The following is a 25,536-nucleotide window of genomic DNA, read 5'->3' on the forward strand; positions in this document are numbered from 1 at the left end:
CAGCTTGAGCGGCCTCTTTGTTCTTTTAGATCAGCAAATGCTTTTGTAAAAAGGACAGCTTCTCCGTTTGAAAAGCCGGGATAAATTCGTGACCAAAATATCGGTACACCTTCAGCTCTTTATCTGTTTCTAAGTGATTGTATGCCGCAAACACAGTAGATGGCGGAGTTACTCTATCAATCAGGCCGATCGCCATCAATGTGGGCTGTTTCACCCATCCGGCTAAATTGATTAAATCAAAATAGCTTAATGTCTCAAATACCTTTTCTTCGGCTTCTGGATCACTGTTTCTTCGGAAGTATGAATTGATTTCTAAATAAGGCTGCTCTAAGGCTACATCGACTGCACGCTCAAAATTTGATAAATAAGGGTAATCAGCCACAACGACCTTCGGAATGTCTGAAAGGGCTGCGGCGGCGATCGCTAATGCACCCCCCTGACTTCCGCCGATGACGCCGATACGGTGTTCATCCACTTCAGGGAAGGACTGAATGACTTCAAGTGCACGAACCGCGTCTAAATAAACACCGCGATAATAGTAGGTATCCTTCGATAAAATGCCTTTTGTCATCCACCCCAATGCTTGACCGCCTGGTGTTACTGACGTATCTTCACTGCCGCCTTGACCGCGGACAAGCATACCGAATGTCGCATAGCCATGCAGCGCCCAGTTGACAATGTCATGAATACCGCCGTCATAGCTTCCGTTATAGCCATGAAATCGAATGAGCGCAGGATGCGGACCCGTTTGATCAGGTACGGCATACCAGCCTTCAACACGAGATTGTCCAAAGCTTTGATACGTCAGGCGGTATACTTTGACCCCTTTTACAGGATAGTCGTAAGGTTCAAGGGTTACTTCTGCTTCCACTTGACGCAGTTCTTCAAGCGACGTTTTCCAAAAGTGAGAGAAATCAGGGCGTGCTGTTTTCTTTGGTTTATATTCTTTTAGCTCTTCTAGTGGTAAATCGAACAATTGCATATCCTACTATTCCCCTTTGTTTTATTAGTTATATGTATCATATCACTGATTTCTTTCCTAAGAAAGCGATTTTCACTCTCTTCTACTAATATAGACGAAACCTTCTGACATTTCTATTGGCAAAGATGGTATAAACCTTTATGATAAAGAAACTGACTTGAAGCCTAGACGCTCTCAGGCAGAATCAGTCTATCTATCCATCCATTCATGAAGTGGAGCATTCATGGATTTTTACTTTGCATGCAAACAAATTAAGGAGGAACCGTCATGAAAATCGCCCTTATCCAAATGGACGTTCAAATTGGAGAGCCTGATGTGAACTTTAAGAAAGCAGAAGCGTTTTTAGAAGAAGCGATCCGCCAACAGCCTGACCTGATCATTTTACCCGAAATGTGGAATACCGGATATGCGCTGGAACAGGCGGAGCAGCTTGCCGACGTAAACGGAGAACGCACAAAACAGCTCTTCTCTAACTTTGCCCGAAAGCATCAAGTGTATCTCATCGCAGGAAGTGTATTGAATAAGCGTACTGAAAATCAAGACATCACTAACACGATGTATGTGTTTAACCGCCAAGGTGATCGTGTATTAGATTATGATAAAATTCATTTATTCCGCTTAATGGATGAGCACAACTATTTAACCGCTGGTGATCAGCTCGGTTTATTTGACTATGATGAACATATAAAGATCGGTGCCATGATCTGCTATGACCTCCGCTTCCCGCAGCTTTCCAGAACACTTGTAAACAAAGGGGCAAAGGTGCTCATCAATACCGCCCAATGGCCGTCAGCCAGAGTCGACCATTGGCGCAGCCTGCTCATCGCAAGAGCCATTGAGAACCAGTCATTTATAATTGCGGTCAACCGGACGGGCACAAGCAGAGACACTGAATTCCCTGGACACTCCATGGTGATAGACCCGCTCGGCCGTATACTGCTTGAGACAAATGATGACGAAGACATCTATTATGCAGATATTGATCTTCAGCTGGTAGATGAAGTGAGACAACAAATTCCTGTCATGACAGATCAGCGTCTGGACTTATATTAGAAAGCAGGGTGCTCCCCTGCTTTCAGCGTGTAGACAAACCCTCGCATTCTTTGTCAGTCCTGCGTGCCGGTGCTCACGAATCTTAAATTCGCTCCGCTCCGGTACTCGTCCTTCCTAGACTGCAAAGGTTTTCAGGTCACGCTGAAAAGAAGACAAAGGGCTAAAATAAAGATCATTTTAGCCCCTTGTCCACAATCTTAAAGCAGGGCGCTCCCCTGCTTTTTGTGTTTGATTAAACGTTTGTTTAAGCTTCTCCTCTACTCTGATAAAGGTCCATTAATGCTTGAGCGGCTTTCGTTACATACCTTTCTTCCACATATGCAAACACAAGCGTGCGGGTTGGACATGACTCAATTGGTAAGTAGATCACTTGGCCTCTTTCCTCTTTTGCCACCATTTTCGGCACAACCGTCACGCCTAGTTCGTTTTTAACCAAGGCCTGAGCCGTTTGAATATGACTGGTTTCAAATGCAATCCTTGGCCGAAAGCCATGATGACGACACAGTTCTGTGACCACTTTCCGAAAGCCATACCCCTCCTTCAGCATAATGAATGGGACGCCTTCAAGAAGGTGAAACGGAACGGCTTCACCACCGATTCCTTTCTGGTCAGCTTGATGGATGATGTCGTTCAATTCCTTGCCTAACCAAGGTTCGGCAGCTTGCGGAACTGCGAGAAGGAGCGGCTCTGTCAGCATTTGTTTCGTTTTCAATTGTTCGTGCTCGACAGGCAGAGATAAAATAGCCAAATCCAATTTCCCAGCCAGCAAAAGCCTTTCTAGCTCACGAGGTGATTCTTCTATCAAATGAACGTGTACATGGGGATATGTTTTACAGAAGGTTTTTAATACACCCGGCAGGACATATCCTCCTGTGACAGCAGGTGCTCCGATCATCAGTTCTTTCCCTACCTCATAAGATGCTTCCTCCATCTCACGCAGCAAATCATTACGTTCCTTCAAAATGTTCTCAGCTCTTTTGATCAATCGAGTTCCTTGAGGTGTTGGGGTCACTTGTCCGTACTTCCGAATAAATAACGGCGTGTCTAATTTCTCTTCCAGCTTTTTAATTTGTTGACTTAAAGAAGGCTGGGCAATATGAAGGTTTTCCGCCGCTTTTGTGAAACTTTGCTGGCGGTACACTTCAATGACATATTCCATCATTCGTATATCCACTTTTCTCACCTCATAGGTTTTATCTATTCATATCATATCTTTTATGTCTTAGACAAATAACCGGAAGAATTCTACGATAAAGTAGACAACAAAAAGGGGGAAAAGGAATGAATCCATATTCTAAGGCCGAGACACAATTCTCACAAAATGCAGAGAACTACCGAGATTCACCCATATTTGCAGCAGGAGAAGAGCTAGAATGGATGAAAGTGATAGCAAATACGAAAGGTCATGAGCATTTACTTGATATCGGCAGCGGGGCAGGGCATACCGTTTTTTCCTTTTCAGACATCATCTCTAAAGGAATTGGCATTGATGTCACGCACAAAATGATCGAGGTGGCAGAAGCACTAGCAAAAGAACGCCATTTGGACCATATTACGTTTCAGCAGGCAGGAGCAGAAGCATTGCCTTTCTCAGAAGCATCATTTGACCTCGTGACATGCCGATTTGCTGCTCACCACTTTCCAAACCTCCGAGCGTCTATGTCTGAAATCAGCCGTGTCTTAAAAAAAGGCGGCAAATTTCTTCTTGTAGACCATTATGCACCTGAAAACCGAGCACAGGATGAATTTATTAACCACTTAAACCGATTGAGGGACCCTTCTCATGTTCGTGAAAGCTCGCTATCAGAATGGAAAGAGCTGTTCGCTGACAACCATCTGACTAAAGAAGATATTCACTACTGGGACCTGCAGATTGATTATCAGGACTGGATCAAGCGTGGACGTACACCAGAGAGTGTTCAAAAGGAGATCGTTTCCCATCTTCAAGCCGCAGACCCTGAAACGAAACAGCTGTTTCAACTTCAATTCGATGAATATCATCAGCCCACCTCCCTCTGCTTAAAAGCCGCACTCCTGCAAGGAATCAAACAGTGATGCTATAGAAAAAACACCTCCATGTTTTATTTCGGATCACAACGATCCGTTTTCAAACTTGAAGGTGTTTTTGATCTGTCTCATCTTATGGGGTCAGTCCCGTCCCCTAAACGGTAGACTTTTTATTTCGAGTATAAATCCCAGCCAAGTTTAAGTGTGTCGACAATATAATTGGCGACTTCCTCTGCCTCTAGATGATCTGTTTCAACTCTTGAGTTATGAAGGGCATAAATTTCCCGGCGTTCTTCAAACAGCTCTTTCATCTCGTCAATCGTGCGGTTATGAAGAACAGGACGGTTTTCGATTAAAATATCCAACCGCTGCTTCCAATTCTCCCAAGATAAATCAAGGAAAAGAACCGTACAATGCTTCAAGCAGGCTCGTTTGATTTCTTCCTGTTTGAACGCACCGCCCCCTAGGGACACGATCTTCAGCTGAGTATGTTCACATAAATCGACGATATATTCCTTTTCAGCCTGCCTGAAGAAAGCTTCTCCCTTTTGCTGAAACATTTCTGGAATCGTCATGTTGTACTTTTTTTCAATCTCCTGATCGACATCAATAAAATCTCTATATAACTTTTTGGCAACCATCTGTCCAATGGTTGTTTTCCCAACACCCATAAAGCCAATGAGGACAATATTTCGCTGTCTCACAGGGATTTCTCTATTGTTTTTCATGTTCGTGACACGTCCTCCTTACGACAAGGAATGCTACATAATGTTTCTATTATATGATAAATGGGCTGTGAAAAGATAGGCATTCTTAAAAATTGTGTTTGACGACGTAACCGAGCTGTTCGGAGAGCTTCTGGGCATGCTCCTTCACTTTTTGTTGCAGCTGAGGAATGACGTCCTCGGTAAATCGATGGGTAGGTCCAGAGATGGATAAACATGCCTTCACCTCGCCATGAATGTTAAAGATCGGTGCCGCCACTGCCGCAGATCCGACCTCCCGTTCATCAATACTGCTAGCAGTATATGTCTTCAGAATATGCGCACATTCCTTTTGCCAGTCCTCCCTCGTCACGTGATCAGCCTCAGATGCAAACACTTGTTGCTGAAATTCTTCACTTTGGAAGGCAAGCAGTACCTTTCCGCCGGCACCTGCGTATAACGGTAGCTTCTCGCCGATCTTGACAAGATGACGAATAGATTGAAGGCCTTCCGCTTGTTCAATACATACCCTGCTTGTCTGATCCAGCACGTACAAGTTGACGGTTTCCTTTGTTTCGTCACGAAGTGTGTACATCAGCGGCTTTGCCAGTTCTCTCAATTTGATGGACTTCCCAGCAATGTAACCGAGAAGATACAGTCTTTGACCGAGCCGATACTTCAGTGTATCTTGATTCTTTTCTACAAAATGATTCATTTCAAGTGCCTTGAGCAGTCTCGTCGTAGTAGACATTGCTAAATTCATCTCTTTTGAAATGTCCGTTAGCGTCAGCTCTTGACGTTCTTCGCTAAAACAATAAAGAATATCCAGAGCGCGCTGAACAGTACGCAGTCCTGATTCTTCTTTTACCTTCTTATCAGCCATGTTTACTTTCTCCTTTTCCCTTTTGATTTCTTATCGACATGAATGAGCAATTTTGCTATAATCCATTTTAAATGTTCCATTAAAAGAAAACAAATTCCATTAGACGGAATAAGATAAATAGATGGTTTTTGATGGAGGAGATATAGATATCATGATATACCTATTCATTTATACACTTCTTATTAGCTTATACATCGTTCATCAACTGTTTCCTGCTCCCATACTTTCCTATATTGTTGGTCTGCTGGCTGCTGCTTCGCTCACCATTTCGTTTAAGAAGGCTAATGGGCTTTATTTAAAAACAGGTGCTATGTTTCTCTTAATTGGCTTGGTATTATTCTTCTTGTCTGACCAGCCTTTTCACACGTTTTTTCTTCATTTTCATTCCATGCTAGGCTTGCTTTCTTTATTTTTCATGCTGCCATTTATTCATTCTCTCATACATGTTGGACATTTCGATACACAATTAAATAAACTGCTTACCCTGCATACAACGAGTACAAATCAGCTTTATCGCAAGAGTTCGTTCGTCACTCATATTCTTGGCATGTTTTTAAATATCGCAACCATTCCCTTGCTATATACATCCTTGAAACCGTCGCTGGACGCCCTGAAAGAGAAAGTTAAACAGCAGCTTTATACGCGAAACCTCTTAAGGTCATATGCGCTCTGTCTAAGCTGGAGTCCTGTTGAAGTGCTGGTGAGTGTCACCATTGATGCCACCCAATTGAAATATTATCAAATTGCACCCGTTACCTTTTGTTTAATGGTGGTTGTGCTGTTGACGGATTGGCTGCTCTTTTCTCGTCAAAGCAAGCGATTGCCAAACATCATCCATTCAGAAGAAACGCATACCAATCCTAAGAGAATCAAGCGAAAAACCCTTCAGCTCGCTTTCATGCTGCTAAGTTTTATCACAGTCGTCTCGCTTGTCGATGCCTGGATTGGAAAAGGTTATTTATTCGCTGTTGTGCTGACGATTATTCCATTTGCTTTACTCTTTTCAACGGTCATCAAAAAACGGAAACAATATGTCGCTGTCTCTGTTCCTCATTGGAAGGAGCGAACCCGTCAGCTCTCCAATTATATGTGTCTATTTTTAAGTGCTGGTTTCTTTGTCGATATGCTGCTCGCCACAAACAGTATGCAGCCGATTCAAGCATTTATTGTCAGTATATCAGACCATGCCATCTGGGTTTATTGTGTCATTGGGTTGTATTTTCTGATCACCGCTCTTTGCGGTTTTCACCCGCTCGTCTCACTCGCTTTGTTAGTGAGCATGCTGGCACCTGTCATCCATGAACTGCCTGCCCTTCCTATTGCCATCATGCTCATTATCGCTGGAACATCAACTGTTATGTTTAGTCCATTTAATGTTTCGGTCTCCCTATTAGCCGATTTGATGAAGGTCAATCCTTACCGTATCACTCGTTGGAATATCTGGTTTGCCGGCTTTTATATCAGTATGGGCATCGCATGTGCAACAGTCATCACCATGATCTTTTATTCATAGAAAAGAGAACTCATCTATCTAGGATGAGTTCTCTTTATGTTTGTCATTATGGTTTTAATTGAATGCGTTCAATCTTACCTACGATAAAGATGTACGACATCGCCCCGCCTAATGCTACCAGGCTGACAAATAAAATACCGCCGTTGTATGAGCCTGTCGCTGATACAATGAGACCGATAATCAGCGGCGTGATGATGCCGGATAAATTAGCAAAAAAGTTAAATACGCCGCCAGCCAGTCCAACCATCTCTCTCGGAGCCACCTCAGACAGCATGGTCCATGAGATATTTGACAGCCCTTGTGCGAAGGAGGCGATGGATAAAATGGTCAGCACAAGTGGAATACTCGTTGTAAAATTCGCCAAAACAATCGTACTTGTCAGAAGCAAGCCGACCACAACGGGCAGCTTTCTCGCCACATTGACCGAGACACCCCTCTTGAGCAGCCAGTCAGAAACATAACCACCAAACAGTACCCCAAAGAATGCTGCGATGTATGGAAGAGATGCGGCAAAACCTACCTTAAGAAACGCCATATTTTTCGCTTCTGCTAAATAGGTCGGAAACCATGTTAAAAAGAAAAAGAGAGTGGACGCAACAGAAAATTGACCAATATAGAGTCCGATCAATTTACGATATTTTAAAAGAGCGGCAAAGTCTGCCCATTTCAGCTTCTCCTGTGATGCTACTGTCAGCCCTTCGCCTTGACGGATCAATTCTAACTCATCTTCATTAACCTTCGGATGTTCCTTCGGTTCGTGATAATACTTGTACCAAAAGAAAGCAAATATGATACCGAGCGCACCTGCAGTAATAAAGACGGTTCTCCAGTCGAAAGTCGTCATGATCCAAAAAAGAAGAGGTGTCGCAAATGCAAGACCCACATACTCTCCAGCGGTATAAACACCTGTAGCAAATGCCCGTTCTCGTCTTGGAAACCATGTTGTCACAATGCGGTTATTCGCAGGAAATGCAGGGGATTCTGTAATCCCAATAAACAAACGGCAGCCGAATAAAAAGGCAAAACTGTTCGCAAACGCCTGTAAACCTGTGAAAATAGACCAAGTAATAAGTGATATCCCATATGTTACCTTTGAGCCAAATTTATCGAGAATAAAACCGCCTGGTATTTGCATCGCGGTATATGTCCAGCTAAATGCCGAAAAGATTAATCCTAATAAAGCAGGATTTAATTGCAATGAAGATTGAATAGCAGGTGCAACAATGGACACACTGGCTCGATCAATATAATTAATAGCGGTAATAAAAAACAACAGAATCAATATACCAAAACGGGCTTTCGTTGGTTTCATATAATTGGGCTGCAATTCGTTCCCCTTCAGTTCTGAATGCACTTTCATAACCATCCTCCTTTGTTTCCGCATCGTGCGGATCGGTTGAGCGTCTTAAATGACCCCTTTTTCTTCTAACTGTTTACATTCTTCTTCTGTTAAGCCAAGCATTTTCGTTAAAATCTCATAATTATGTTCACCTAAATCAGGCGCAATATGCCGGATACGACCAGGTGTTTTTTCAAACTTCGGAATGATGCCAGGTACTTTCACTTTGCCAAGACGAGGGTGATGCACCTCGACAATATTCTCTCGTGCTTTAAATTGCGGATGCTCAAAGATATCCCGAATGCTCAGGATCGGACTCACAGGCACGCCGTGTTTATCTAGAATGGCTAATACCTCATCCCTTGTTTTAGACGCAATCCATTGAGAGACGATAGCATCCATTTCATCGTTATGTTTCAGCCGGGCTGCATTCACAGAGAATTTCTCATTCTCTAGTAAATCTAACCGATTCATCGCCTCTGCCAAACGATTGAAGGTCGAATCCGTACTCGTCACAAGGACCAAATAATGCCCGTCCTTTGTTTCGTAAGTGCCGGCAGGACTTGAATGACCACTTAGACCTGGTGAACGCTCACGCACCTTTCCAAGCTTATCATATTCTGCAATCAAGAATTCTAGCATACGGAACACAGATTCATAGAGTGCCAAATCCACCATTTGCCCCGTTCCTTCTGGATGCGTATCCCGGTAATACATCGCTGTCACAGTAGCAAACGCCACATAGATTCCTGCAATGTAATCCGTGAGGGAAAAGGAAGGGCTGACTGGATGTCGATCTGGAAACCCTTGAATATATGTAAAGCCGCTAAACGCCGTCGCAGGTGTTCCAAACCCAGCCTTATCCTTAAACGGGCCGGTCTGCCCATAGCCCGATACTCGAATCATAATTAAACGAGGGTTGATTTCCTTTAATACATCGTACCCAACGTCCCATTTTTCAAGTGTTCCTGGACGAAAATTTTCAATAATGACATCAACCTGCGCTGCAAGCTTTTTAAAAATGTCTTTTGCTTCTTCTTTGTGCAGATCCAGTGTAAGTGATTTCTTATTCCTTGAGAGACCTGACCATCTCAGCGGTTCACCATCCGCAAAAGGACCGACATGCCGCAGTGTATCCCCTTTTCCAGGAATCTCAACTTTGATCACCTCCGCACCAAAATCGCCTAGAAGCACCGCGCCATAGGGTGCAGCAATCATTGTAGAGACGTCTAATATTTTGATTCCTTCAAGCGGTGTATTCTTATTCATTGCTTGACTCCCTTTCATTCAAGTGATAAAGGGCTAAAATGCTTCTTATTTTAGCCCTTGTCTTCTTTTTGAGTGACCCAGAAGCCCTAGGTGATTAGAAAGGTGAGCTCACGGGGTCAGATTTTTAGTCCTTCGGAAGCTGCCCTTGCGGTGTATAGAGCCAGATGAGCCATAACGGTTCATCCCCTGTATTCACATGCTGATGCGAGACACCGTCTGGAATAAACATAAAATCATTTTGCTTAAAGGACTGTTTTTCTCCATCGCAAATGACTTCGCCAGATCCTTTAATCACGTAATCAAATTCCTCTGATCCTGGATGATTGTGCACCGAACTTGCTTCTCCTGGCTCAAAAATAGTAAGACCTGCCATCATATGCTCCGATCCTACAGTATCTGGTGTAATGGTTTGAAACACCTTTCGAATCATTTGCTCTTCTGGATGATCTAAACCTAACCATAGTGGATTTCCATCTTTAAACGGGTTCAATACTTTAATTTTCATTGTTTATTCCTCCCTAGTTCTGTTTAATTCACACTGACATGTGAGCGTTTTGTATTTGGTGAATAAATATCATTAATATTCCAATGTCCATCGGTCGGCACAGGATCATTTTTCATTGCTACATCAATGACGCATGGTTCTTGAGATGCAATTGCTTCAGCCAATGCTTCTTTGAATTCAGAAGCGGCAGTGATTTTGATCCCCTTCATCCCATAACCTCTTGCAATGGCCGCAAAATCAGGAGAATAACTTTCTCCATCTTTTCTAAAAACAGTGCCGTATGTCGTTTCATAGTGCGCCATTTGCAAGCCGGCGATTGTCCCAAACGCACTGTTGTTCATCACAATCCATACAACAGGAATGTTTTCTTCCATGGCTGTTGCGAGAACGGATGGATTTTGACCGAATCCGCCATCACCGACGAGTGACACAACGACACGGTCAGGCTGAGCAATCTTTGCTCCAAGTGCGGCGGGAGCTCCAAATCCCATCGTCGCAAAACCACCTGGCGTTAAAATCGTCCCTGGTGTCAACACAGGAAATTGCTGCCCCACTCCATTTTTATTCCAGCCAACATCTGTTGTAATGAAGGCATCTGGCGGCAATATTTCCCGCACTTCCTGCAAAATACGCTGCGGCTTCATTGGGAAGGACTCGTCTTGAATATTCGTCAGATTGCTCTTTTGAAATTCATCACGGTATGCCGCAATTTCTTTTTTCAATTCAGGTCGATCCAGACCTTCTGGCAGTCTTTCTTTCGCCACACGATTTAGTACGGTCAGCGCCTGCTTGAGATCTGCTACAGCCCCAATTTCAACAGGATAGTTTCGTCCAATTTCATTCGGATCAATGTCAATATGAATGAGCTTGGTTGATGAGAAATTAAACGTATACTCCGATTCCCACGAACTTGCATCCGCTTCAGCAAAGCGAGTGCCTAAAGCCAATATATAGTCCGCCTCTTTACACTGATCATTGATAAATTTTGTTCCCCAAAAACCTGTCATCCCCAAGGTCATTGGATGATCATCCGGCATCGCCCCTTTCCCCATCAAAGAATGGGCAACAGGGATGCTCAAATGGTCAGAGAATGTCTTTAACTCTTCCGCAGCATCTGCTAGTAAAATGCCTCCCCCTACATATAAGAGCGGTTTTTCCGCCTGCAGCAATCGATCTAATATACGATTTGCTGTATGATCATCAATGGAAGGTTTTTCAATGGTGTGTGTATGATGCTCGATTTGTTCAAATAGGGACACATCTAAGTCTTTTGAGAACACATCCATCGGAACAGAAATCAGCACAGGACCGGGACGTCCGCTTTCAGCTAACTGAAATGCTTTTGATAATATCTCTGGAAATAATTCTGGAATGTCGACACGCCATGCCCTTTTCACAAACGGTCTATAAATTTCGTATTGAGAAGCATCGGAATGAAGATTGATTTCTTGGTGTGGGTGCTTTCCGTAGTAATGACTTGGGACATCCCCTGCAATGACAACCATTGGAATGGAATCAAGTGCTGCATTTGCGACACCTGTTGCCGCATTGGTGAGTCCAGGACCTAAATGACTGAGAACAACAGCCGTCTGTTTCTTTGCTCGTGCATAACCGTCTGCTGCATGTGCCGCTATCTGTTCATGTCTGACATTCACAAATTGAATACGGCTTTTTTCAAGTGCTGATAAAAAAGCAATATTCGTATGGCCACAGAGACCGAAAATATGCTCGACTCCCCGATTTTCTAAATACTGAATGACCTGTGTAGAAATATTCTTCTTCATGTTTCTCTCCTCTCACGGTGCAGCTATGAATCTGCTACTCACTTATTCTTTGAAAACACAACAGATAGAACGGTATTCAAATCTTGAATCGCTACTTGTCCGGGAGCTGAACTTTCTTTCCCCACGGCAAAGGTCATGACAGACCCAAACAGTCCACCAACCATTCTGGTGAAGGCCCCATGCTCTCCCATCGCCATCGAAATGACTGGAATCGACAGTCGTTTTTGCGCATAGTTGGTCGCCGAAAGCAGCTTTAATGCATCCTCATACGAATGCGGCATGACAGCGATCTTTGCGATGTCGGCGCCGACTGATTCTGCATTGGTGAATATTTGTACAAGGCGATCCACCTCAGGGGTACGATGGAAATCGTGATACGATACAATCAAGGTGATCCCATTCCTTTTAGCCGCCTGACTGACTTGCTGCATATGTGTCACATCATGCATCAACTCATAATCAATCGCGTCCACAAGCTGAGTGGAACAAAGCTCGACAAGCAGAGACACCTTCTCCTCTTCTGAGAGTGATATGCTTTCACCACCCTCCTTTTCAGAGCGGATGGTAAATAAAAATGGGATTTTATTTGCCTTTTCTACCATTCCTTTAAGGGTTTCTATTACTTGTTCCTTGTCATTGAGGTGTGTGAAAAAATCCGCTCGCCACTCAATCACATCCGGCTTCTTCTCGACTAACACCTCGACCTCATGAAACAATTCTTCCTTTGTTTGTCCTATTAGCGGTGTACAAATCATCGGCTGACTGACTGCCTGCACGTCTTTTAGCTTGTGCTGAAATGCATTCACATCCATCTGCTCCTTTTCATAGGCCATTTGGAAGCACGACCATTTTGGTTTCGGTCATCTCTTCGATGGCGAAACGCGGCCCTTCTCTTCCAATACCACTTCGCTTAATTCCGCCATATGGCCAGTGATCAAGTCTAAAATTCGATGTCCCATTGATTACAACGCCGCCAGTTTCAAGCTCTTTTGCTGCGTGTAACGCAACATCCATCTGGTTCGTAAAGATGCCTGCTTGCAGACCATATCGACTATCGTTTGCTTCTTTGATGGCCTCATTCAGCTCCTCGTACGGGAGAACGCAGACAACTGGACCAAACACTTCTTCACAGACGACCTTGGCTTGTTTCGGCGGATTCAGCAAAATAGCTGGTGTGATGCTTGCTCCCTTTCTTAATCCTCCAGATAAAAGCTGAGCACCCATTTTCTCTGCCTCTTGTATCCAAGCCTCAACACGCTTCGCTGCTTGTACATCCACCATACAGCCAATATCACTCTCATTAGACAGCGGATCTCCAACGACAAGTTGCTCCACTTTTTGTTTTAATGATTCAATAAATGACGGCAAAATGTGCTTGTGGACATAAATTCTTTGTACAGAAATACAGCTTTGACCAGAGTTGCTAAAGCCCGTCTTTGCACAAAGAGATGCGGCTTTCTCAATATCTGCATCATGATGAACAATCGTCGCTCCATTTCCTCCAAGCTCCAGCAGAACTTTTTTTAATCCAGCAGAGTTTGAAATATGCTCTCCGCCAGCCGCTCCACCGGTAAAAGAGATCAGATTGGTTCTTTCATCAGTGACTAACTGTCTCCCTGCATCTACTCCCCCAATCACAAGCTGGAGGGCTTTCTCAGGAAATCCTGCTTCGATCAGCAGTTTAACAAACGCTGTGGCAACAGCTGATGTTTGCGGTGCCGGCTTTAAAATAATGGCATTCCCTGCCGCAAAGGCTGGACCGACTTTGTGACAAATTAAGTTGAGTGGTGCATTAAAAGGGGTAATCGCCAGCACAACTCCAACCGGCACTTTAAATGTCATCGCCATGGCTTCCTGTCCACGGGAAGATACATTGCCAGGAATGGTCTCACCTATTAATCGATTGGCTTCTTGGGCTGACAGCGCCATCGTTTCAATTGATCGTGAGACTTCATCTCTTGTATTTTTAAGCGGTTTGCCTAATTCTAAAGAAATGAGTTTTGCAAAATGCTCTTTTTGTTCTTCCAGCAAGGTGGCTGCTTTTGTTAGCAGCGTTGAGCGTTCTAATGCCGACATCCCTGCTATTTGTTTTTTAGCTTGCTGTGCAATAGAAAGTGCCTGTTCAATATCTTCTGATGATGCTAGATAGGATGCACCGATGATCTCCCCAGAGTATGGATTGATGATGTCTTCTTTGACATGATTTGCATCCAGCCATTCGCCGTTTATATATGATAACGCTTTCAATTTACTCAAATTCTCTCACCCTCCTTCAAGTGACGCGTTCCAACCCCCGCATAACGAACCAGTTTTTCTTCATTTGGACAAGGGCCTTTCACGAGGGCTCCTTTTGTCAGCTCTTCATATGCATGCGCCACGATGCCCATTCCTCTCGATAAGGAAAAGATGCCTTTTGCCGCTCCAGCTGGAATGCTTAATTCACATTGAATCGCAGCAGATACACCATCTATGTTCATCGTTATTTTTTTCCCTTTTAGTTGTTCAAGTTCATGCCTAATGGCCTCGGCTAACCGTAAATATGTTCCACTGATATGACCTTGCTGCACATATGACTGACTTAGCTCATATAACCGTCTCACCCTCGGATCATCATCATGCAGCTGGTGACCGATTCCTGGAATTTTTTCCTTGCGGGCTAACCACGTCTGACACACTTGCTTTGCAGCAGACTTGATATCCTTGTGATCATCGTAGACCGCTTTGGCCTCGTATAACATACGCATCGCCTTTTCACCGGCTCCGCCATGAATATCACCTAATAGATTCACCCCTGTTGCAACAGAGGAATTAAACGAAATGCCGCACGTAACTGCCATTCTGGCCGCTGCAATAGACGGTGCTCTTGGTCCATGGTCCGCACCTGCGACAAGAACACTTTCAAAAAGAGCCGCTTTCGAATCATCCAGTAATTCACCAACAAGCAGTAAATAGAGCATTTGCGGATACGACAATTCACCAATAAGCTCTTCAATTGGATACCCTCGAAGCTCAATTGAATTTTTCTCAATATGACTAATCTCCGTCTCCCACCAAGCGCCTCCTTCTTTGTATATTTCCAGCGCACTTCGATTTTTCATTGTGTGAATCATTCCTTTAGCCTCTTATTTGGAGATGAACCACTCCTTTTATTCCATACAGTGGAATTTGATTTCACTTTTTGGAATGTGACTTTATTGTAAGCGCATTCGTTTTTATCGTCAATCATTTTTTCTGAAAATACTGTCATTTGGTCAGAAATTAAGTGAATCGAACTAATTATTCCACCCATTTTTTATTCCATTATCCTTTATTTAGTCAAACAGACTTATGTAGATCGTTCTACTAATTTACTGAACCATTTTTCATTCCGCCTGTCAAATTCAGATGAAATTTCCACATAAAAAATCCTCTCCATTTCTGGAGAGGATTCCAGATTGTTGACAAAGGGCTAAAATGATCTTTATTTTAGCCCTTTGTCTTCTTTTCAGCGTGATAGAAAACCTTTGCAGTCTAGGAAGGACGAGTACCGGAGCGGAGCGGAGCGAATTTGACATTCGTGAGCACCGGCACGCAGGACTGACAAAGAATGCGAGGGTTTGTCTACACGCTGAAATCCTCTCCATTTCTGGAGAGGATTCTTTTTTATTTCCACCAGTCATCAAACATTGAAGCCGGTACTTGGCGTTTATGTTCTGATTGTACATAGCGCTTTTCAATCGCTTCTGCTGCTTGAGCTGAAACAGGTTTTCCTTCTAAGTAATCATCAATTTCATTGTACGTAATACCAAGTTCTGTTTCATCCGTTTGCTGAGGTTTTTCATCCAGCAGGTCGGCTGTTGGTTTCTTTAAGTATAGACGTTCAGGTGCTTGAAGAGCTTCCAGCAAAGACCGGCCTTGGCGTTTTGTCAGACCTGTGAGCGGCAAAACATCTGCACCGCCATCACCATACTTTGTGAAGAAGCCAGTCACAGCTTCAGCAGCATGATCTGTCCCAATGACAAGTAAGCCTTCCTGTCCACCGACCGCATACTGTGCAATCATTCTCATGCGTGCTTTGACATTGCCTTTATTAAAATCAGACAGCGGGCCGCCTGTTTCCTTTTGATATTGATCACTAAATGCCGTCACGGCAGGCGCTATATCATATTTCCAAGACTTGTCCGGCTGAATAAATGATAGAGCCAGCTGCGCATCGTCTTCATCCTGCTGCGTGCCATGCGGGAGACGCACCGCAATAAAGACGGCATCTTCTTTTCCCTCTTGGCGCAGCTCTTCTACTGCCAGCTGAGCGAGGCGGCCTGCAAGCGTTGAATCCTGCCCACCGCTAATGCCGAGGACGAATCCTTTTGCACCAGTCTTTTTCAAGTAATCCTTTAGAAATCCAACCCGTTTTTCGATCTCCTGCTTTGGGTCAATTGAGGGCTGCACATGCAACTCTTGGCTGATCTTTTTCTGCAAACTCATACACTTTTCCTCCTAAGCATCCTCTACATGAAGAGAACAGGTTTTACTCTCAATTCATTTGGTTTGACAACGATTTTAGACACCTTATTATACCATGTTTTCATAAAGGATATTTTTTAGACGTTCCCCTTTTTCTTAAATGATCAAACATTCACAAAGGAAAGAGACCAAGTCTTTTATAACTGGTCTGTCCTTTTTAATCAATTTCCACCCGTATGGATGTACAACTTGAACCGTTACACTTCCCAATGTCAGCAGGGCAGGCGGACACCGCGACAATGAGATCCATTTCTGCACGCAGGCAAATGTAATCACCAGGTAGCGATTTTGGCATCTCCACAGACAGCTTTCCTTTTTCATCAATGACTGTATTCATAAAGACGTTAAAAGGATAATACATATCCTCCTTCGGAATACCAAATGGCTCAAAGGCCGTCCGCAGATTATCATAGCAAGTATGCATGACCTCTAGGTGCGTCCGGCCATATAAGAGCTGATACATTTCTTGCCGGCAGGCAGGCATATATAAATCATGACATTCCACTGTATCTTCAATGACCGTAAACATCGGTTTATATAAATTAGAATAAAGCTTATCTCCCTTTTTCACCTTGGAAGAGAACAGGCTGTCCATTGTTGCGCCCTGATCAAATCTTTCATAAAAATCCTTCTCATGATACGCCATCACATCTGCTACTTGCTGACCTTCGACATCAACCACTCGCATACATTGGCCTTTTCCTAAACGAAAGCCTTGTCCATCCTTTGGGAAAATCACGTATTCTCCGTTCATCACATGCACTCCCTTTCCATGACAGTATGCCCAAAACGTCCCCTTGATCATGTATAAAAAAAAGAGGCGGTCACAAGCTAATGCTACTGAATTGGAAAGGTGTTGCACATGCATTGAAAGAAGAACAATCGTTATCTTGGTGGCAGCTTTCTCTCATTGGAGTCGGCTGTACAATTGGCACTGGTTTCTTCCTTGGTTCCAGCATCGCCATTACAAAGTCCGGTTTTTCCGTCTGCATGTCATTCTTGCTTGCTGCGGTCGGCACATATCTCGTCTTTAAACATCTGGCTGCAATGACAGCCGAAAACCCAGATAAGGGATCGTTTTGTTCCTATGCTCGAAAAGCGTATGGGCGCTGGGCGGGTTTTAGCAATGGCTGGGTGTATTGGTTTTCAGAAATGCTGATTACGGGAAGCCAGCTGACGGCAATCTCTCTTTTTACTCGGCACTGGTTTCCATCCATTCCACTTTGGGTGTTTTCAGCGATTTATTCCGCTCTTGCTCTGCTTGTCATTATCATCGGGCTTTCTTCTTTTCAAAAGACAGAAAATGTCCTTGCGGTGCTGAAGACCGGGGCGATCTTGCTATTTGTCGTCCTTGCCGTTCTTGTCTTATGCGGCATGCTCACAGAACACCGGCCGGCCCTCCATCTGCCAAATAAAGACCACGAATGGATGCCGCTCGGTCCGCTTGGTCTATGGAATGGGCTGATATATGCGTTCTATGCGTTCGGAGGAATTGAAGTCATGGGGCTGATGGCGGTGCATTTAAAGGACCCGAAAGATGCGGCAAAATCCGGACGTGTCATGCTGATCATTCTAGCTGTGATTTATATCGTCTCCATCGGACTTGCTCTCATGCTTGTGCCAGTGACGGCCTTTAACGAGAACAGCAGTCCATTTATTACATCATTGGAGCCATTTCATTTATCCATTTTTCTTCATATCTTTAATGGCATTTTCATTATTGCCGGTTTTTCAACATTGGTCGCCTCCCTCTATGCCGTCACGACGCTGCTTGGCACGATGTCAGAGCATGAGGATGCGCCTGCTTGTTTTAAACAAAAAGAACCATCTCATGTCAGATGGTCTTCGATTATGTTAACTGCTGCTGGATTGATCGTCTCGATTTTACTTGCACTCTTTTTGTCCAAACACATTTATGAGCATCTGACAACAGCAGCTGGTCTTACCCTTTTGTATACATGGGTGTTCATTCTGCTCTCAAGTAAAAAGCTGTCAAAGCCATCTACTCGCCAAACGTGCGAAATGGTGCTTGCCCTTCTTTTAATCGGAGCCGCCGTTTCGGGCACTCTGACAGAAGCAAGCGGACGGCCTGGCTTTTTTATCAGCCTTGGGATCATCGCAGTGATTGCCATTATGGTGCTTTTTATGAGGAAAAAGTGGAAACAGGATCAGGCCGCATCATAATTTCATTATGTTTTTTAAAGCAGTAAATGGACATTTGGCGGAGGCAGGTTTCTCCGCCTCATCATCCGAAAGGAAATATTGTTTCCATTCTAAATTTTTCTGATCACCATACCATTTTAACGCTGGATGTACATCTACTTGATCGTACGCCTTCAGCCGCTTCCGTACGAGTTTACTCATCTTTTGACCAAATGTGGTGGAGCCGTTCATTTTTTCAAACACCCACCTTGGCTGAAAGGCCATCATAACATAAGGGAAATGCCGGCTTTTTCGAAGTCGATGAGCAGGTGTCGAACACAATATAAAGTAAGGTTCCCCGTGAAAACAAAACTCCCATTCGTGATGCTCAGGATCTGCCGGAATGTCCTCTGGCCAGTTCAATTCATCCTTTTGATGCAACCGCTGAACCAAAGACCAGAACTGTTCCTCAAATTCTTCAATTGAGTGCTCCTTTACATCCTGTGGTGTTTCAAAGAAACAAATGAATGAAGCATATTGACCAGTTTGTCTAGAGCAACTTTGATAGTTTCTTAAAAGCTCTGCCAGATCATTCACTGCCTCATCTCCCCGCGGATCACCGACAAACCCATAACGCAAATGATCAAGAAAGTATCCTTGTCTGCCTGGTACACAGGGAAATGTATCTGCCTCATCGCCTACCATCTCTCCAAATCGCGTAAAAGCATCCTGCTTCCATTCTTCCAGTGACCGTAGATTTTGATCAAGGCAACTTTTCGCATACAGCTGAGCCATTCCCTTCCACCTCGTTTTAGCGTCTTCTCCATAGCCTATGAGGAAAAAAAGCTATGGTGACTGTCCTTCAACGACTTTCCCTGCACATCCACAAGGTGGATTTTTTTGCAAAATGAGCAGGAGTTTTCTTTCTTTTATCCAATCATGTTTGAGCAGACTTCTGCATATATTCATGATGCCGCCTCTTTTTGATAGAGCCAGTGATCATCATTGAAAAGGTTGTGAATGGCATGCGTCTTCTTTTTCTTCATCCAATGTATCTCATCTTATTTACACTGCCGGTCATGGCATTTCTTTGGGGATTCATTGGGTATCTTCTATTCAAGCGGATATGGCCTGTCCTTCTGTTAACGTTCGTGTTCTCCACGATTTTCATCTTTGCTTACACTGGATTTGACCTTTCTAATCTATACTGGGTCTTTTTGATGATGGCTCTCACTTTCGTATCAAGCGGATTCTCGAAGGTCATACACGGTCATTTTCAGGAGAAAAAACGAGTAAAGCCTATATGAGTGGTTCTTCATCAAAAAAACAGACTGAACGTATCAGTCTGTCAGATTGTTGACAAAGGGCTAAAATGCTCTTTATTTTAGCCCTTTGTCTTCTTTTCAGCGTGAACTGAAAACCTTTGCAGTCTAGGAAGGACGAGTACCGGCGCGGAGCGAATTTAAGATTCGTGAGCACCGGCACGCAGGACTGACAAAGAATGCGAGGGTTTGTCTACACGCTGACAGACTGAACATATCAGTCTGTTTCATTCATCCTTCTACCCAATCAACGCCATGATCCCTTGATATCCAAAATAGGCACCGAAGCCGAGTAAAGATAGACCGGCAAGAACAGATAAGCCATGCAATATCCGTTCATTTAAATACCGTCTAAACGTACTGGCGAGTAGCGCCATACAGAAATCCCATATGAGCATGCCGATAAAAATGGCCAAACTGTACATCAGCATTTGGGATGCTCCATACTTTTCGATCGTATTGGCCAAAATGCTGCCATAGATTCCAAGCCAAAATAAAATACTGAGCGGATTGGAAAGAGAAATGAAAAACCCTGACATGAATGAGTGTCCGATTGATATGTTTCCTCCATCCTTTTTCGGGCTCTCCTGCAAATTGATTTTACGAAGGCTTTCAATACCGGTATAGGTCAGAACGAAAAAGCCGAACAGCCACAAAAAAGTTTTCACAAGAGGTGCGGTCAAAAGCTGGGCGACACCAAAATAAATGAGGAGCATATACACAATATCCGCAGCCATGGCCCCCACACCAAAAATCCACGCGTGCCAAAATCCACTTTTAATCCCTCTGTCAATTTGGGCTGCATTGACTGGCCCAACAGGCGCTGAAAGCGACAACCCTAAAAAGATATATCCAAAAAACACCGTCACAAGACGTCCTCCTTTTGATGCTGACTTGTACATGTTATTCACGCTTTCGTTGTTTTAGTACAAGTCCTTCGTCACCTTTTCTGAAGATGAGCTATACAAAAGGAAAAGCTACCGAATCAGCTGCTCACCGGTCTGCTTTCATCGCCGGCGGCTGCGCGGGTACGGTTTCTTTTTTCCGAGATCGATTCATTTGAATGGCAGCCGCAAAAAGGAGAACAGCTAAAAAGGCGAAAACAAAGACGGCGCTTGCCGCACCTGCCCACTCAAGGCTAAACCCAATCAAAAAGGACAAACAAGCTCCACCTAAACTAGCGGCGGCAATAAAATAACTCGTGGCCTCGTCGATGGCATTTTCAATCATTAATGCAGAAGCCGTCAAGGCAATGGGGAACATGCCAGCTGCGCACAGACCGATGAAAAAGATCAGAATTAGCTGCGCGGCGATGTGGGTGGCTAGAGCAAATACGGCGAGCAGCACAATCATAAGCGCTGCGCTTAGCTTTAAAAAACGAAGCGGATGCAACTGATCGGCTTTTCTCGCAATAACAGTTCTGCCAATGACGATCGCTGTCCAAAAAGTAGAGACGGCAAAAAGCCCCCAATTGTCTCCCCCTTTTTCTAGCATGATCGACGGCAAAAAATTCGCAAAGTTCGTTTCAATTCCTGCGTAGAAAAACGCAAAACAGATCATCAGCACCACAATCATTCGATTCCCTCGATCAAACAGCAAGGACGGTTTCTTCATGTCTTGAATAGGAGCCGCCATCTGCCCACGAGGGAGTTTATTCATAAAGGTAAGCCAGAGCATGAGAAAAAAAGTCAGTGCACCGACTTGAAATAAAAATACATAATGCCACGTTTCCTATGTCACAGTCAGCAGAATCAATAGAGGAAATAAAAGTGCACCTAATCCAAAAAAGACCTCCATAATGCTGATTCGCTTTGCACTGTTTGCCATTGAAATGACATATGCCCCGGCTGTTGTCTCAAGACTGCCAGCACCGCTTCCGAGGAAAAACCCTGCCACCACAAGAATCGTCCAGCCCGGCACCAAAAGGCCAAGAAGAAGCGCTCCGATCATCAGCAGCAATCCCATGGTCAATACAGCACCGTAGCCTTTTTTCCTGACAAGTATTGGCGACAAAAGAACCCCTGTCAAAAAGCCAATAAACTGAAAGAAGATTAAAGAAGATAATTCCCCAGGACCCTTCTCATAACTAGACAGCAAATAAGGCGTTAAACTGCCAAAAAACACATGAATGGTCCCAATAAAAAAATAAAAGATACAGCCAAAATAAAACACCTTTTTCATCTTTTCACTTCCTCTAAAAAGGAGCGGAGTCATGATATCCTCCGCTCCACCTCTTCATTAATATGCGCGGGCAGAGACGACAGCCTCTTCCCTCTCGAAGCACGTATTCAGCGCAGCCTGCGCGCGATAACCATCTGCAAAATCAGCTACCTTCATATGAGATGGATATGAGTTTGTATTTACCCAATGCATCAGCTGATCACGGAATGTATCAGACCATCCATAAAATTCATTTGGTGGATCTGTCAGCAATGTTTGCGGCATTTGATGACGCTCTACACACAAGCCATCACTGATTTCATATTCGTTTTTCATGTTTGTATGGTATTTAAAAACCTTGTCATGACCCACCACTTCTACACTAAATCCACATTCCTCCGGCTGCGTACTTTTGGACGTCACCAAATGAAAGAACACTTGATTCTCCATTTGCCCAAAAATTTCGGTATGGTCATCGACCTGTACCTTTTTCTCTTCCTTTTCCTTTACATGTGTCAGCATCTTCGTATTAAGGGATTCTTTTTTCATTTCACTGCCAAATCAGTACCACAGCATATCAATCAAATGAATCCCTAAATCTCCTAATGCACCGCTTGTACGCAGACTTTCGCCGCTGTCTCTCCACGAAAATGTCTTTCTTCTAAGGGCACTATTTTTCTTAAAATGTGTCCGTACTGTCAAAACGCGTCCTAATTCACCATTGGCGATCAAGTTCTTCAAAATATTCACAAATGATAAATAGCGATAGTTAAAGCCCATACTGGCTTGAACCTGGAACTGTTTGGCTGTCTCCACCATTTCCTTCGCTTCTTTTAACGATACAGCCATCGGTTTTTCACATAAAATCGGCTGTCCTGCTCTAAGCGCCTGAAGGGCATGGTCCTTGTGACAGAAGTTAGGGGAAGCAATGATCAATCCATCTGATGCATCCGCTAGTGTTTCGATACTGGAATACACACGTCCGCCGTACTGTTTAATAAATCCTTGTGCGACGGATTCGTGCAAGTCATAGACCCCAGATAATTCTGCACCTTTGATCGTTGATAATGCTCTAGCATGTGCTTTTGCAATATTCCCTGCTCCAACAATTCCAATTTTCTTCATGAATGTGCCTCCTCATGTTTATACATCACTGTTTTCAGTGTTTCATAGATTCCTTTTGCATACCCATGATGACAAATTTGATGATGGTGCCGTTTGGCTTCGGCTGTTGCATTTTGGACAAGAAAGCCGTGCGTGACGGATTGAAGCATCCGCAGATCATTCCCACTATCACCAAAAGCAAAGCCCTGATCTTTTGACAGATCATATTGATTCAGCATAAAACGAACGATTTCATCCTTTCCTGTTCCCACTGGTAAAAAATCAACGTCATAGCAATCCGCAGGGTCTCCCGTAAGCGGGTTGCATTTGTTGATGTTCACCGCCACACCCCGCTCCTTCGCAAGTGTTTGTATGAACGATAGATGATGGAGGTCTGTTCGTTCATCCTGCTCCTGATAATAGAAATTCTTTTTATACCCAGAGCTGCCCAGCTGCGTTTGCGGCCTAAGGGTGATCCCCTTTTCACGTACGCTTTGCAGAATACCTTCGATTTTTTCGTCTGAAAAGCCCTGTGCATCAAGCCGTTTCATCCATTCTGCATCCGTCTTTCCAAATTTGGCTTCTGATGTATACACGATTTCAGTTCCTAAATTCGACGCAATGAAATGCGGGAATTGATAGAAACCGCCTTTCTCCATTTTGCTCGTAACAGAATCGAGGCTGCTTCCCGTTACCCAGCCCAGCATGAGCTGTCCAGCCTCGCTTTTTTCTGCCACAAAAGCTTCCAGCCGCTTTACATCCTCTCTCTGCTCCTCGGTCATTCCGTGAGAATAATAGGTCTCATCGAAATCACAGAAGACGATCCACTGCGGATGTTGCGGTTGAGGCACAAGCTTTTTATTGAATGGAAGATTTGATAACATGATGGACCCCCTCGATGACTTTCTCCTGATCTTTAAGCGGCATACCTGGGTAAAGCGGCAAGTGGAGTAATTGCTGCACGGCTTTTTCCGTATGTGGAAGTGCCGTTTGTTTATACTTTTGAGAAACAAGATTCGTTTGATGCTGATGCGATAAAACCGGGTAATAGACATCTGTTTCTATGCCCATCTCCAGTAATTTCTCTGCCAGCTCATCTCGGCTTCCCTTCACCACTCTGATCGGGAATAGATGCCATACATGATCCTCTGTTAGCTTCGGAAGCTTTATGTAGCCTTCGTCCTCCAGTGTTTGCAGCTGATCTATGTATCTCTTTGCCAAGTAAAAGCGTTTAAAATTTTGTAAACCTAAATATTTCATTCTTTCTAATCCGATTGCGGCCTGTAAGTTATCAATCTTAGAATTAAAGCCATAGTCACTGCGCTTCACGTTTTTCTTTCCTGCTTCAAAGCCGTGATAGCTGATTTCCATGCATTTTTCGGCTAGGGCTTCATCATTTGTCGCGATGGCTCCTGCCTTTCCGCAAACTCCAAGGTTTTTGTACGGATTAAAGCTGAGAACAAGTCCATCTCCAAATGCCCCAAGCCCGCTGCTGCCAATCGCCTGACAGCCATCCTCAATGATGGATAGACCATGCCGTTTCGCAATTGCCGAAATGGCCTTCATATCCGCTTGTTTTCCATACAAATGAACCGGGAGAATACACACTGTCTTCTCTGTCACATGTTTCTCTATTTCACTCGGCGCTAGGCAGTAGGTGTCTGGATCAATATCGGCATAGACTGGAACCGCACCAATCGCAAGCACTGCATTTTCTGTTGCAGCAAAGCTGTTGGCGGGCAGAATCACCTCATCTCCAGGACGGACGCCTGCTGAGATTAAACTGATCATCAAGGCATCTGTTCCACTTGATGTGGCAATGACATATTTTTTCCCTAAGTACTCTGCAAGCGTCTTTTCAAACTTTGGAATATAAGGGCCTGACGTAAAACGGCCTGAACTTAATACTTCTTTCAGTACTTGCATAATATCGTCGATCTCATCCTCTGAAATCAGTTTATCTACCGGCAGGAACGGTATCTTTTTTTCCTTATTTTGTTTATAATGGAAGAGAATTTTTTCCAAACCAGTACGCGTAATATCTTGCTCAAGGAACGCAGCAAGCTTTTCATTTGCTAGATTCTTTTCAACTGAATCAGCCTTTACTTGAACACCTTGATTAATCATATCCAGCAACGGTAGATAATCCTTGCTTTTACCTGATATCTTCGTCAATATTTGCACTCCATTCCCTCCAATTAATCAATTCCATTTGTTAATATTTAACTTGTTTCACATTGTAAATGATGTTATCGATTTCAGAACA

At 43.9% G+C, this 25,536-nt stretch carries 24 protein-coding genes and 1 pseudogene; 5 read left to right on the top strand and 20 right to left on the bottom strand.

Annotated elements, in window-relative coordinates:
- Positions 1-25: 25 nt before the first annotated feature.
- Positions 26-982, bottom strand: coding sequence for an acetylxylan esterase (locus GPA07_RS17715; RefSeq protein ID WP_157293080.1), 957 nt, complete (start codon positions 980-982; stop codon positions 26-28).
- Between the two features lie 267 nt (positions 983-1,249).
- On the opposite strand from GPA07_RS17715, the gene GPA07_RS17720 reads away from it, so the two are divergent.
- Positions 1,250-2,035: a carbon-nitrogen family hydrolase gene (locus GPA07_RS17720; protein WP_157293081.1), complete on the top strand. Its 786-nt coding sequence runs from the start codon at positions 1,250-1,252 to the stop codon at positions 2,033-2,035.
- 244 nt (positions 2,036-2,279) lie between these two features.
- Here GPA07_RS17720 and GPA07_RS17725 read toward each other — a convergent pair whose 3' ends face one another.
- On the bottom strand, positions 2,280-3,197 hold the full coding sequence (locus tag GPA07_RS17725; protein ID WP_008361558.1) for a LysR family transcriptional regulator: 918 nt from the start codon (positions 3,195-3,197) through the stop codon (positions 2,280-2,282).
- A gap of 119 nt (positions 3,198-3,316) precedes the next feature.
- Between GPA07_RS17725 and GPA07_RS17730 the strand changes: the two genes are divergently transcribed.
- Positions 3,317-4,090 carry a class I SAM-dependent methyltransferase gene (locus GPA07_RS17730; protein ID WP_008361557.1) on the top strand — a complete coding sequence of 258 codons (774 nt, stop codon included), beginning with the start codon at positions 3,317-3,319 and terminating at the stop codon, positions 4,088-4,090.
- A gap of 122 nt (positions 4,091-4,212) precedes the next feature.
- On the opposite strand, the gene GPA07_RS17735 is transcribed toward GPA07_RS17730, so the two are convergent.
- Both GPA07_RS17735 and GPA07_RS17740 read right to left on the bottom strand, forming a co-directional pair.
- Positions 4,213-4,770, bottom strand: a complete 558-nt coding sequence (locus GPA07_RS17735; protein WP_071168121.1) for a shikimate kinase — start codon at positions 4,768-4,770, stop codon at positions 4,213-4,215.
- Positions 4,771-4,855: 85 nt separating this feature from the next.
- Positions 4,856-5,629, bottom strand: coding sequence for an IclR family transcriptional regulator (locus GPA07_RS17740; protein ID WP_008361553.1), 774 nt, complete (start codon positions 5,627-5,629; stop codon positions 4,856-4,858).
- A gap of 151 nt (positions 5,630-5,780) precedes the next feature.
- Between GPA07_RS17740 and GPA07_RS17745 the strand changes: the two genes are divergently transcribed.
- The gene (locus GPA07_RS17745) at positions 5,781-7,142 is read left to right on the top strand and encodes a hypothetical protein (protein ID WP_008361552.1); all 1,362 of its coding nucleotides are present in this window, start codon (positions 5,781-5,783) and stop codon (positions 7,140-7,142) included.
- 46 nt (positions 7,143-7,188) lie between these two features.
- Here the strand turns inward: GPA07_RS17745 and GPA07_RS17750 are convergent, their stop codons facing one another.
- From GPA07_RS17750 to GPA07_RS17790, 9 genes are all read right to left on the bottom strand, one after another.
- Positions 7,189-8,502 (bottom strand): MFS transporter, encoded by a 1,314-nt coding sequence (locus GPA07_RS17750; RefSeq protein ID WP_008361550.1) that lies wholly within the window; start codon positions 8,500-8,502, stop codon positions 7,189-7,191.
- A gap of 45 nt (positions 8,503-8,547) precedes the next feature.
- Positions 8,548-9,750, bottom strand: a complete 1,203-nt coding sequence (locus tag GPA07_RS17755) for a CaiB/BaiF CoA transferase family protein (protein WP_008361548.1) — start codon at positions 9,748-9,750, stop codon at positions 8,548-8,550.
- Between the two features lie 124 nt (positions 9,751-9,874).
- Complete coding sequence (locus tag GPA07_RS17760) at positions 9,875-10,255, bottom strand: cupin domain-containing protein (RefSeq protein WP_008361546.1); 381 nt, start codon at positions 10,253-10,255, stop codon at positions 9,875-9,877.
- Between the two features lie 23 nt (positions 10,256-10,278).
- Entirely contained in the window at positions 10,279-12,039 is a 1,761-nt protein-coding gene (locus GPA07_RS17765; protein ID WP_008361544.1) for a thiamine pyrophosphate-binding protein, read from the bottom strand.
- Positions 12,040-12,077: 38 nt separating this feature from the next.
- Complete coding sequence (gene aroD, locus GPA07_RS17770; protein ID WP_034739890.1) at positions 12,078-12,851, bottom strand: type I 3-dehydroquinate dehydratase; 774 nt, start codon at positions 12,849-12,851, stop codon at positions 12,078-12,080.
- A 10-nt stretch (positions 12,852-12,861) separates the two neighbouring features.
- Positions 12,862-14,295, bottom strand: coding sequence for an aldehyde dehydrogenase family protein (locus tag GPA07_RS17775; protein WP_157293082.1), 1,434 nt, complete (start codon positions 14,293-14,295; stop codon positions 12,862-12,864).
- Positions 14,292-15,149, bottom strand: a complete 858-nt coding sequence (locus GPA07_RS17780; protein WP_083381096.1) for a citryl-CoA lyase — start codon at positions 15,147-15,149, stop codon at positions 14,292-14,294. The genes GPA07_RS17775 and GPA07_RS17780 overlap by 4 nt, the downstream gene beginning before the upstream one ends.
- 532 nt (positions 15,150-15,681) lie before the next feature.
- Positions 15,682-16,503 (bottom strand): ammonia-dependent NAD(+) synthetase, encoded by an 822-nt coding sequence (nadE, locus tag GPA07_RS17785; protein WP_071168125.1) that lies wholly within the window; start codon positions 16,501-16,503, stop codon positions 15,682-15,684.
- A 196-nt stretch (positions 16,504-16,699) separates the two neighbouring features.
- Entirely contained in the window at positions 16,700-17,296 is a 597-nt protein-coding gene (locus GPA07_RS17790) for a DUF1989 domain-containing protein (RefSeq protein ID WP_157293083.1), read from the bottom strand.
- An 80-nt stretch (positions 17,297-17,376) separates the two neighbouring features.
- Here GPA07_RS17790 and GPA07_RS17795 point away from each other — a divergent pair, with 80 nt between their 5' ends.
- Positions 17,377-18,726, top strand: coding sequence for an amino acid permease (locus tag GPA07_RS17795; RefSeq protein ID WP_071168127.1), 1,350 nt, complete (start codon positions 17,377-17,379; stop codon positions 18,724-18,726).
- Here GPA07_RS17795 and GPA07_RS17800 read toward each other — a convergent pair.
- Positions 18,721-19,479, bottom strand: a complete 759-nt coding sequence (locus GPA07_RS17800; protein ID WP_008362119.1) for a YqcI/YcgG family protein — start codon at positions 19,477-19,479, stop codon at positions 18,721-18,723. The genes GPA07_RS17795 and GPA07_RS17800 overlap by 6 nt on opposite strands.
- 188 nt (positions 19,480-19,667) lie before the next feature.
- Here GPA07_RS17800 and GPA07_RS17805 point away from each other — a divergent pair, with 188 nt between their 5' ends.
- Entirely contained in the window at positions 19,668-19,991 is a 324-nt protein-coding gene (locus GPA07_RS17805; protein WP_232532076.1) for a DUF2651 family protein, read from the top strand.
- Positions 19,992-20,245: 254 nt separating this feature from the next.
- Here GPA07_RS17805 and GPA07_RS17810 read toward each other — a convergent pair whose 3' ends face one another.
- The 6 genes and pseudogenes from GPA07_RS17810 to GPA07_RS17830 all read right to left on the bottom strand — a co-directional run bounded on the left by GPA07_RS17810 (position 20,246) and on the right by GPA07_RS17830 (position 25,454).
- Entirely contained in the window at positions 20,246-20,875 is a 630-nt protein-coding gene (locus tag GPA07_RS17810; protein WP_008360353.1) for a LysE family translocator, read from the bottom strand.
- Between the two features lie 124 nt (positions 20,876-20,999).
- Complete coding sequence (locus GPA07_RS18940; protein ID WP_332835460.1) at positions 21,000-21,683, bottom strand: MFS transporter; 684 nt, start codon at positions 21,681-21,683, stop codon at positions 21,000-21,002.
- 54 nt (positions 21,684-21,737) lie between these two features.
- Entirely contained in the window at positions 21,738-22,187 is a 450-nt protein-coding gene (locus GPA07_RS18945) for an MFS transporter (RefSeq protein WP_232532078.1), read from the bottom strand.
- A gap of 57 nt (positions 22,188-22,244) precedes the next feature.
- Positions 22,245-23,291: pseudogene (locus GPA07_RS17820) on the bottom strand (Gfo/Idh/MocA family protein).
- Positions 23,288-24,154, bottom strand: a complete 867-nt coding sequence (locus GPA07_RS17825; protein WP_157293084.1) for an HAD-IIB family hydrolase — start codon at positions 24,152-24,154, stop codon at positions 23,288-23,290. The pseudogene GPA07_RS17820 and the gene GPA07_RS17825 overlap by 4 nt, the downstream one beginning before the upstream one ends.
- On the bottom strand, positions 24,129-25,454 hold the full coding sequence (locus tag GPA07_RS17830) for a DegT/DnrJ/EryC1/StrS family aminotransferase (RefSeq protein WP_157293085.1): 1,326 nt from the start codon (positions 25,452-25,454) through the stop codon (positions 24,129-24,131). Before GPA07_RS17830 ends, GPA07_RS17825 begins: the two co-directional genes overlap by 26 nt.
- Positions 25,455-25,536: the final 82 nt, after the last annotated feature.

It is taken from the genome of Bacillus sp. ms-22 (assembly GCF_009759805.1).
Classification (GTDB): Bacteria; Bacillota; Bacilli; order Bacillales; family Bacillaceae; genus Bacillus; species Bacillus xiamenensis.

Coding starts and splice junctions, on each gene's coding strand:
- GPA07_RS17765 (WP_008361544.1), bottom strand. CDS start 12,039: ATGAAGAAGAATATTTCTACACAGGTCATTCAGTATTTAGAAAATCGG.
- GPA07_RS17755 (WP_008361548.1), bottom strand. CDS start 9,750: ATGAATAAGAATACACCGCTTGAAGGAATCAAAATATTAGACGTCTCT.
- GPA07_RS18945 (WP_232532078.1), bottom strand. CDS start 22,187: ATGAAAAAGGTGTTTTATTTTGGCTGTATCTTTTATTTTTTTATTGGG.
- GPA07_RS17735 (WP_071168121.1), bottom strand. CDS start 4,770: ATGAAAAACAATAGAGAAATCCCTGTGAGACAGCGAAATATTGTCCTC.
- nadE (WP_071168125.1), bottom strand. CDS start 16,503: ATGAGTTTGCAGAAAAAGATCAGCCAAGAGTTGCATGTGCAGCCCTCA.
- GPA07_RS17795 (WP_071168127.1), top strand. CDS start 17,377: ATGCTACTGAATTGGAAAGGTGTTGCACATGCATTGAAAGAAGAACAA.
- GPA07_RS17790 (WP_157293083.1), bottom strand. CDS start 17,296: ATGAACGGAGAATACGTGATTTTCCCAAAGGATGGACAAGGCTTTCGT.
- GPA07_RS17720 (WP_157293081.1), top strand. CDS start 1,250: ATGAAAATCGCCCTTATCCAAATGGACGTTCAAATTGGAGAGCCTGAT.
- GPA07_RS17750 (WP_008361550.1), bottom strand. CDS start 8,502: ATGAAAGTGCATTCAGAACTGAAGGGGAACGAATTGCAGCCCAATTAT.
- GPA07_RS17825 (WP_157293084.1), bottom strand. CDS start 24,154: ATGTTATCAAATCTTCCATTCAATAAAAAGCTTGTGCCTCAACCGCAA.
- GPA07_RS17715 (WP_157293080.1), bottom strand. CDS start 982: ATGCAATTGTTCGATTTACCACTAGAAGAGCTAAAAGAATATAAACCA.
- GPA07_RS17730 (WP_008361557.1), top strand. CDS start 3,317: ATGAATCCATATTCTAAGGCCGAGACACAATTCTCACAAAATGCAGAG.
- GPA07_RS17780 (WP_083381096.1), bottom strand. CDS start 15,149: ATGATTCACACAATGAAAAATCGAAGTGCGCTGGAAATATACAAAGAA.
- GPA07_RS17740 (WP_008361553.1), bottom strand. CDS start 5,629: ATGGCTGATAAGAAGGTAAAAGAAGAATCAGGACTGCGTACTGTTCAG.
- GPA07_RS17800 (WP_008362119.1), bottom strand. CDS start 19,479: ATGGCTCAGCTGTATGCGAAAAGTTGCCTTGATCAAAATCTACGGTCA.
- aroD (WP_034739890.1), bottom strand. CDS start 12,851: ATGGATGTGAATGCATTTCAGCACAAGCTAAAAGACGTGCAGGCAGTC.
- GPA07_RS17760 (WP_008361546.1), bottom strand. CDS start 10,255: ATGAAAATTAAAGTATTGAACCCGTTTAAAGATGGAAATCCACTATGG.
- GPA07_RS17725 (WP_008361558.1), bottom strand. CDS start 3,197: ATGATGGAATATGTCATTGAAGTGTACCGCCAGCAAAGTTTCACAAAA.
- GPA07_RS17745 (WP_008361552.1), top strand. CDS start 5,781: ATGATATACCTATTCATTTATACACTTCTTATTAGCTTATACATCGTT.
- GPA07_RS18940 (WP_332835460.1), bottom strand. CDS start 21,683: ATGCTCTGGCTTACCTTTATGAATAAACTCCCTCGTGGGCAGATGGCG.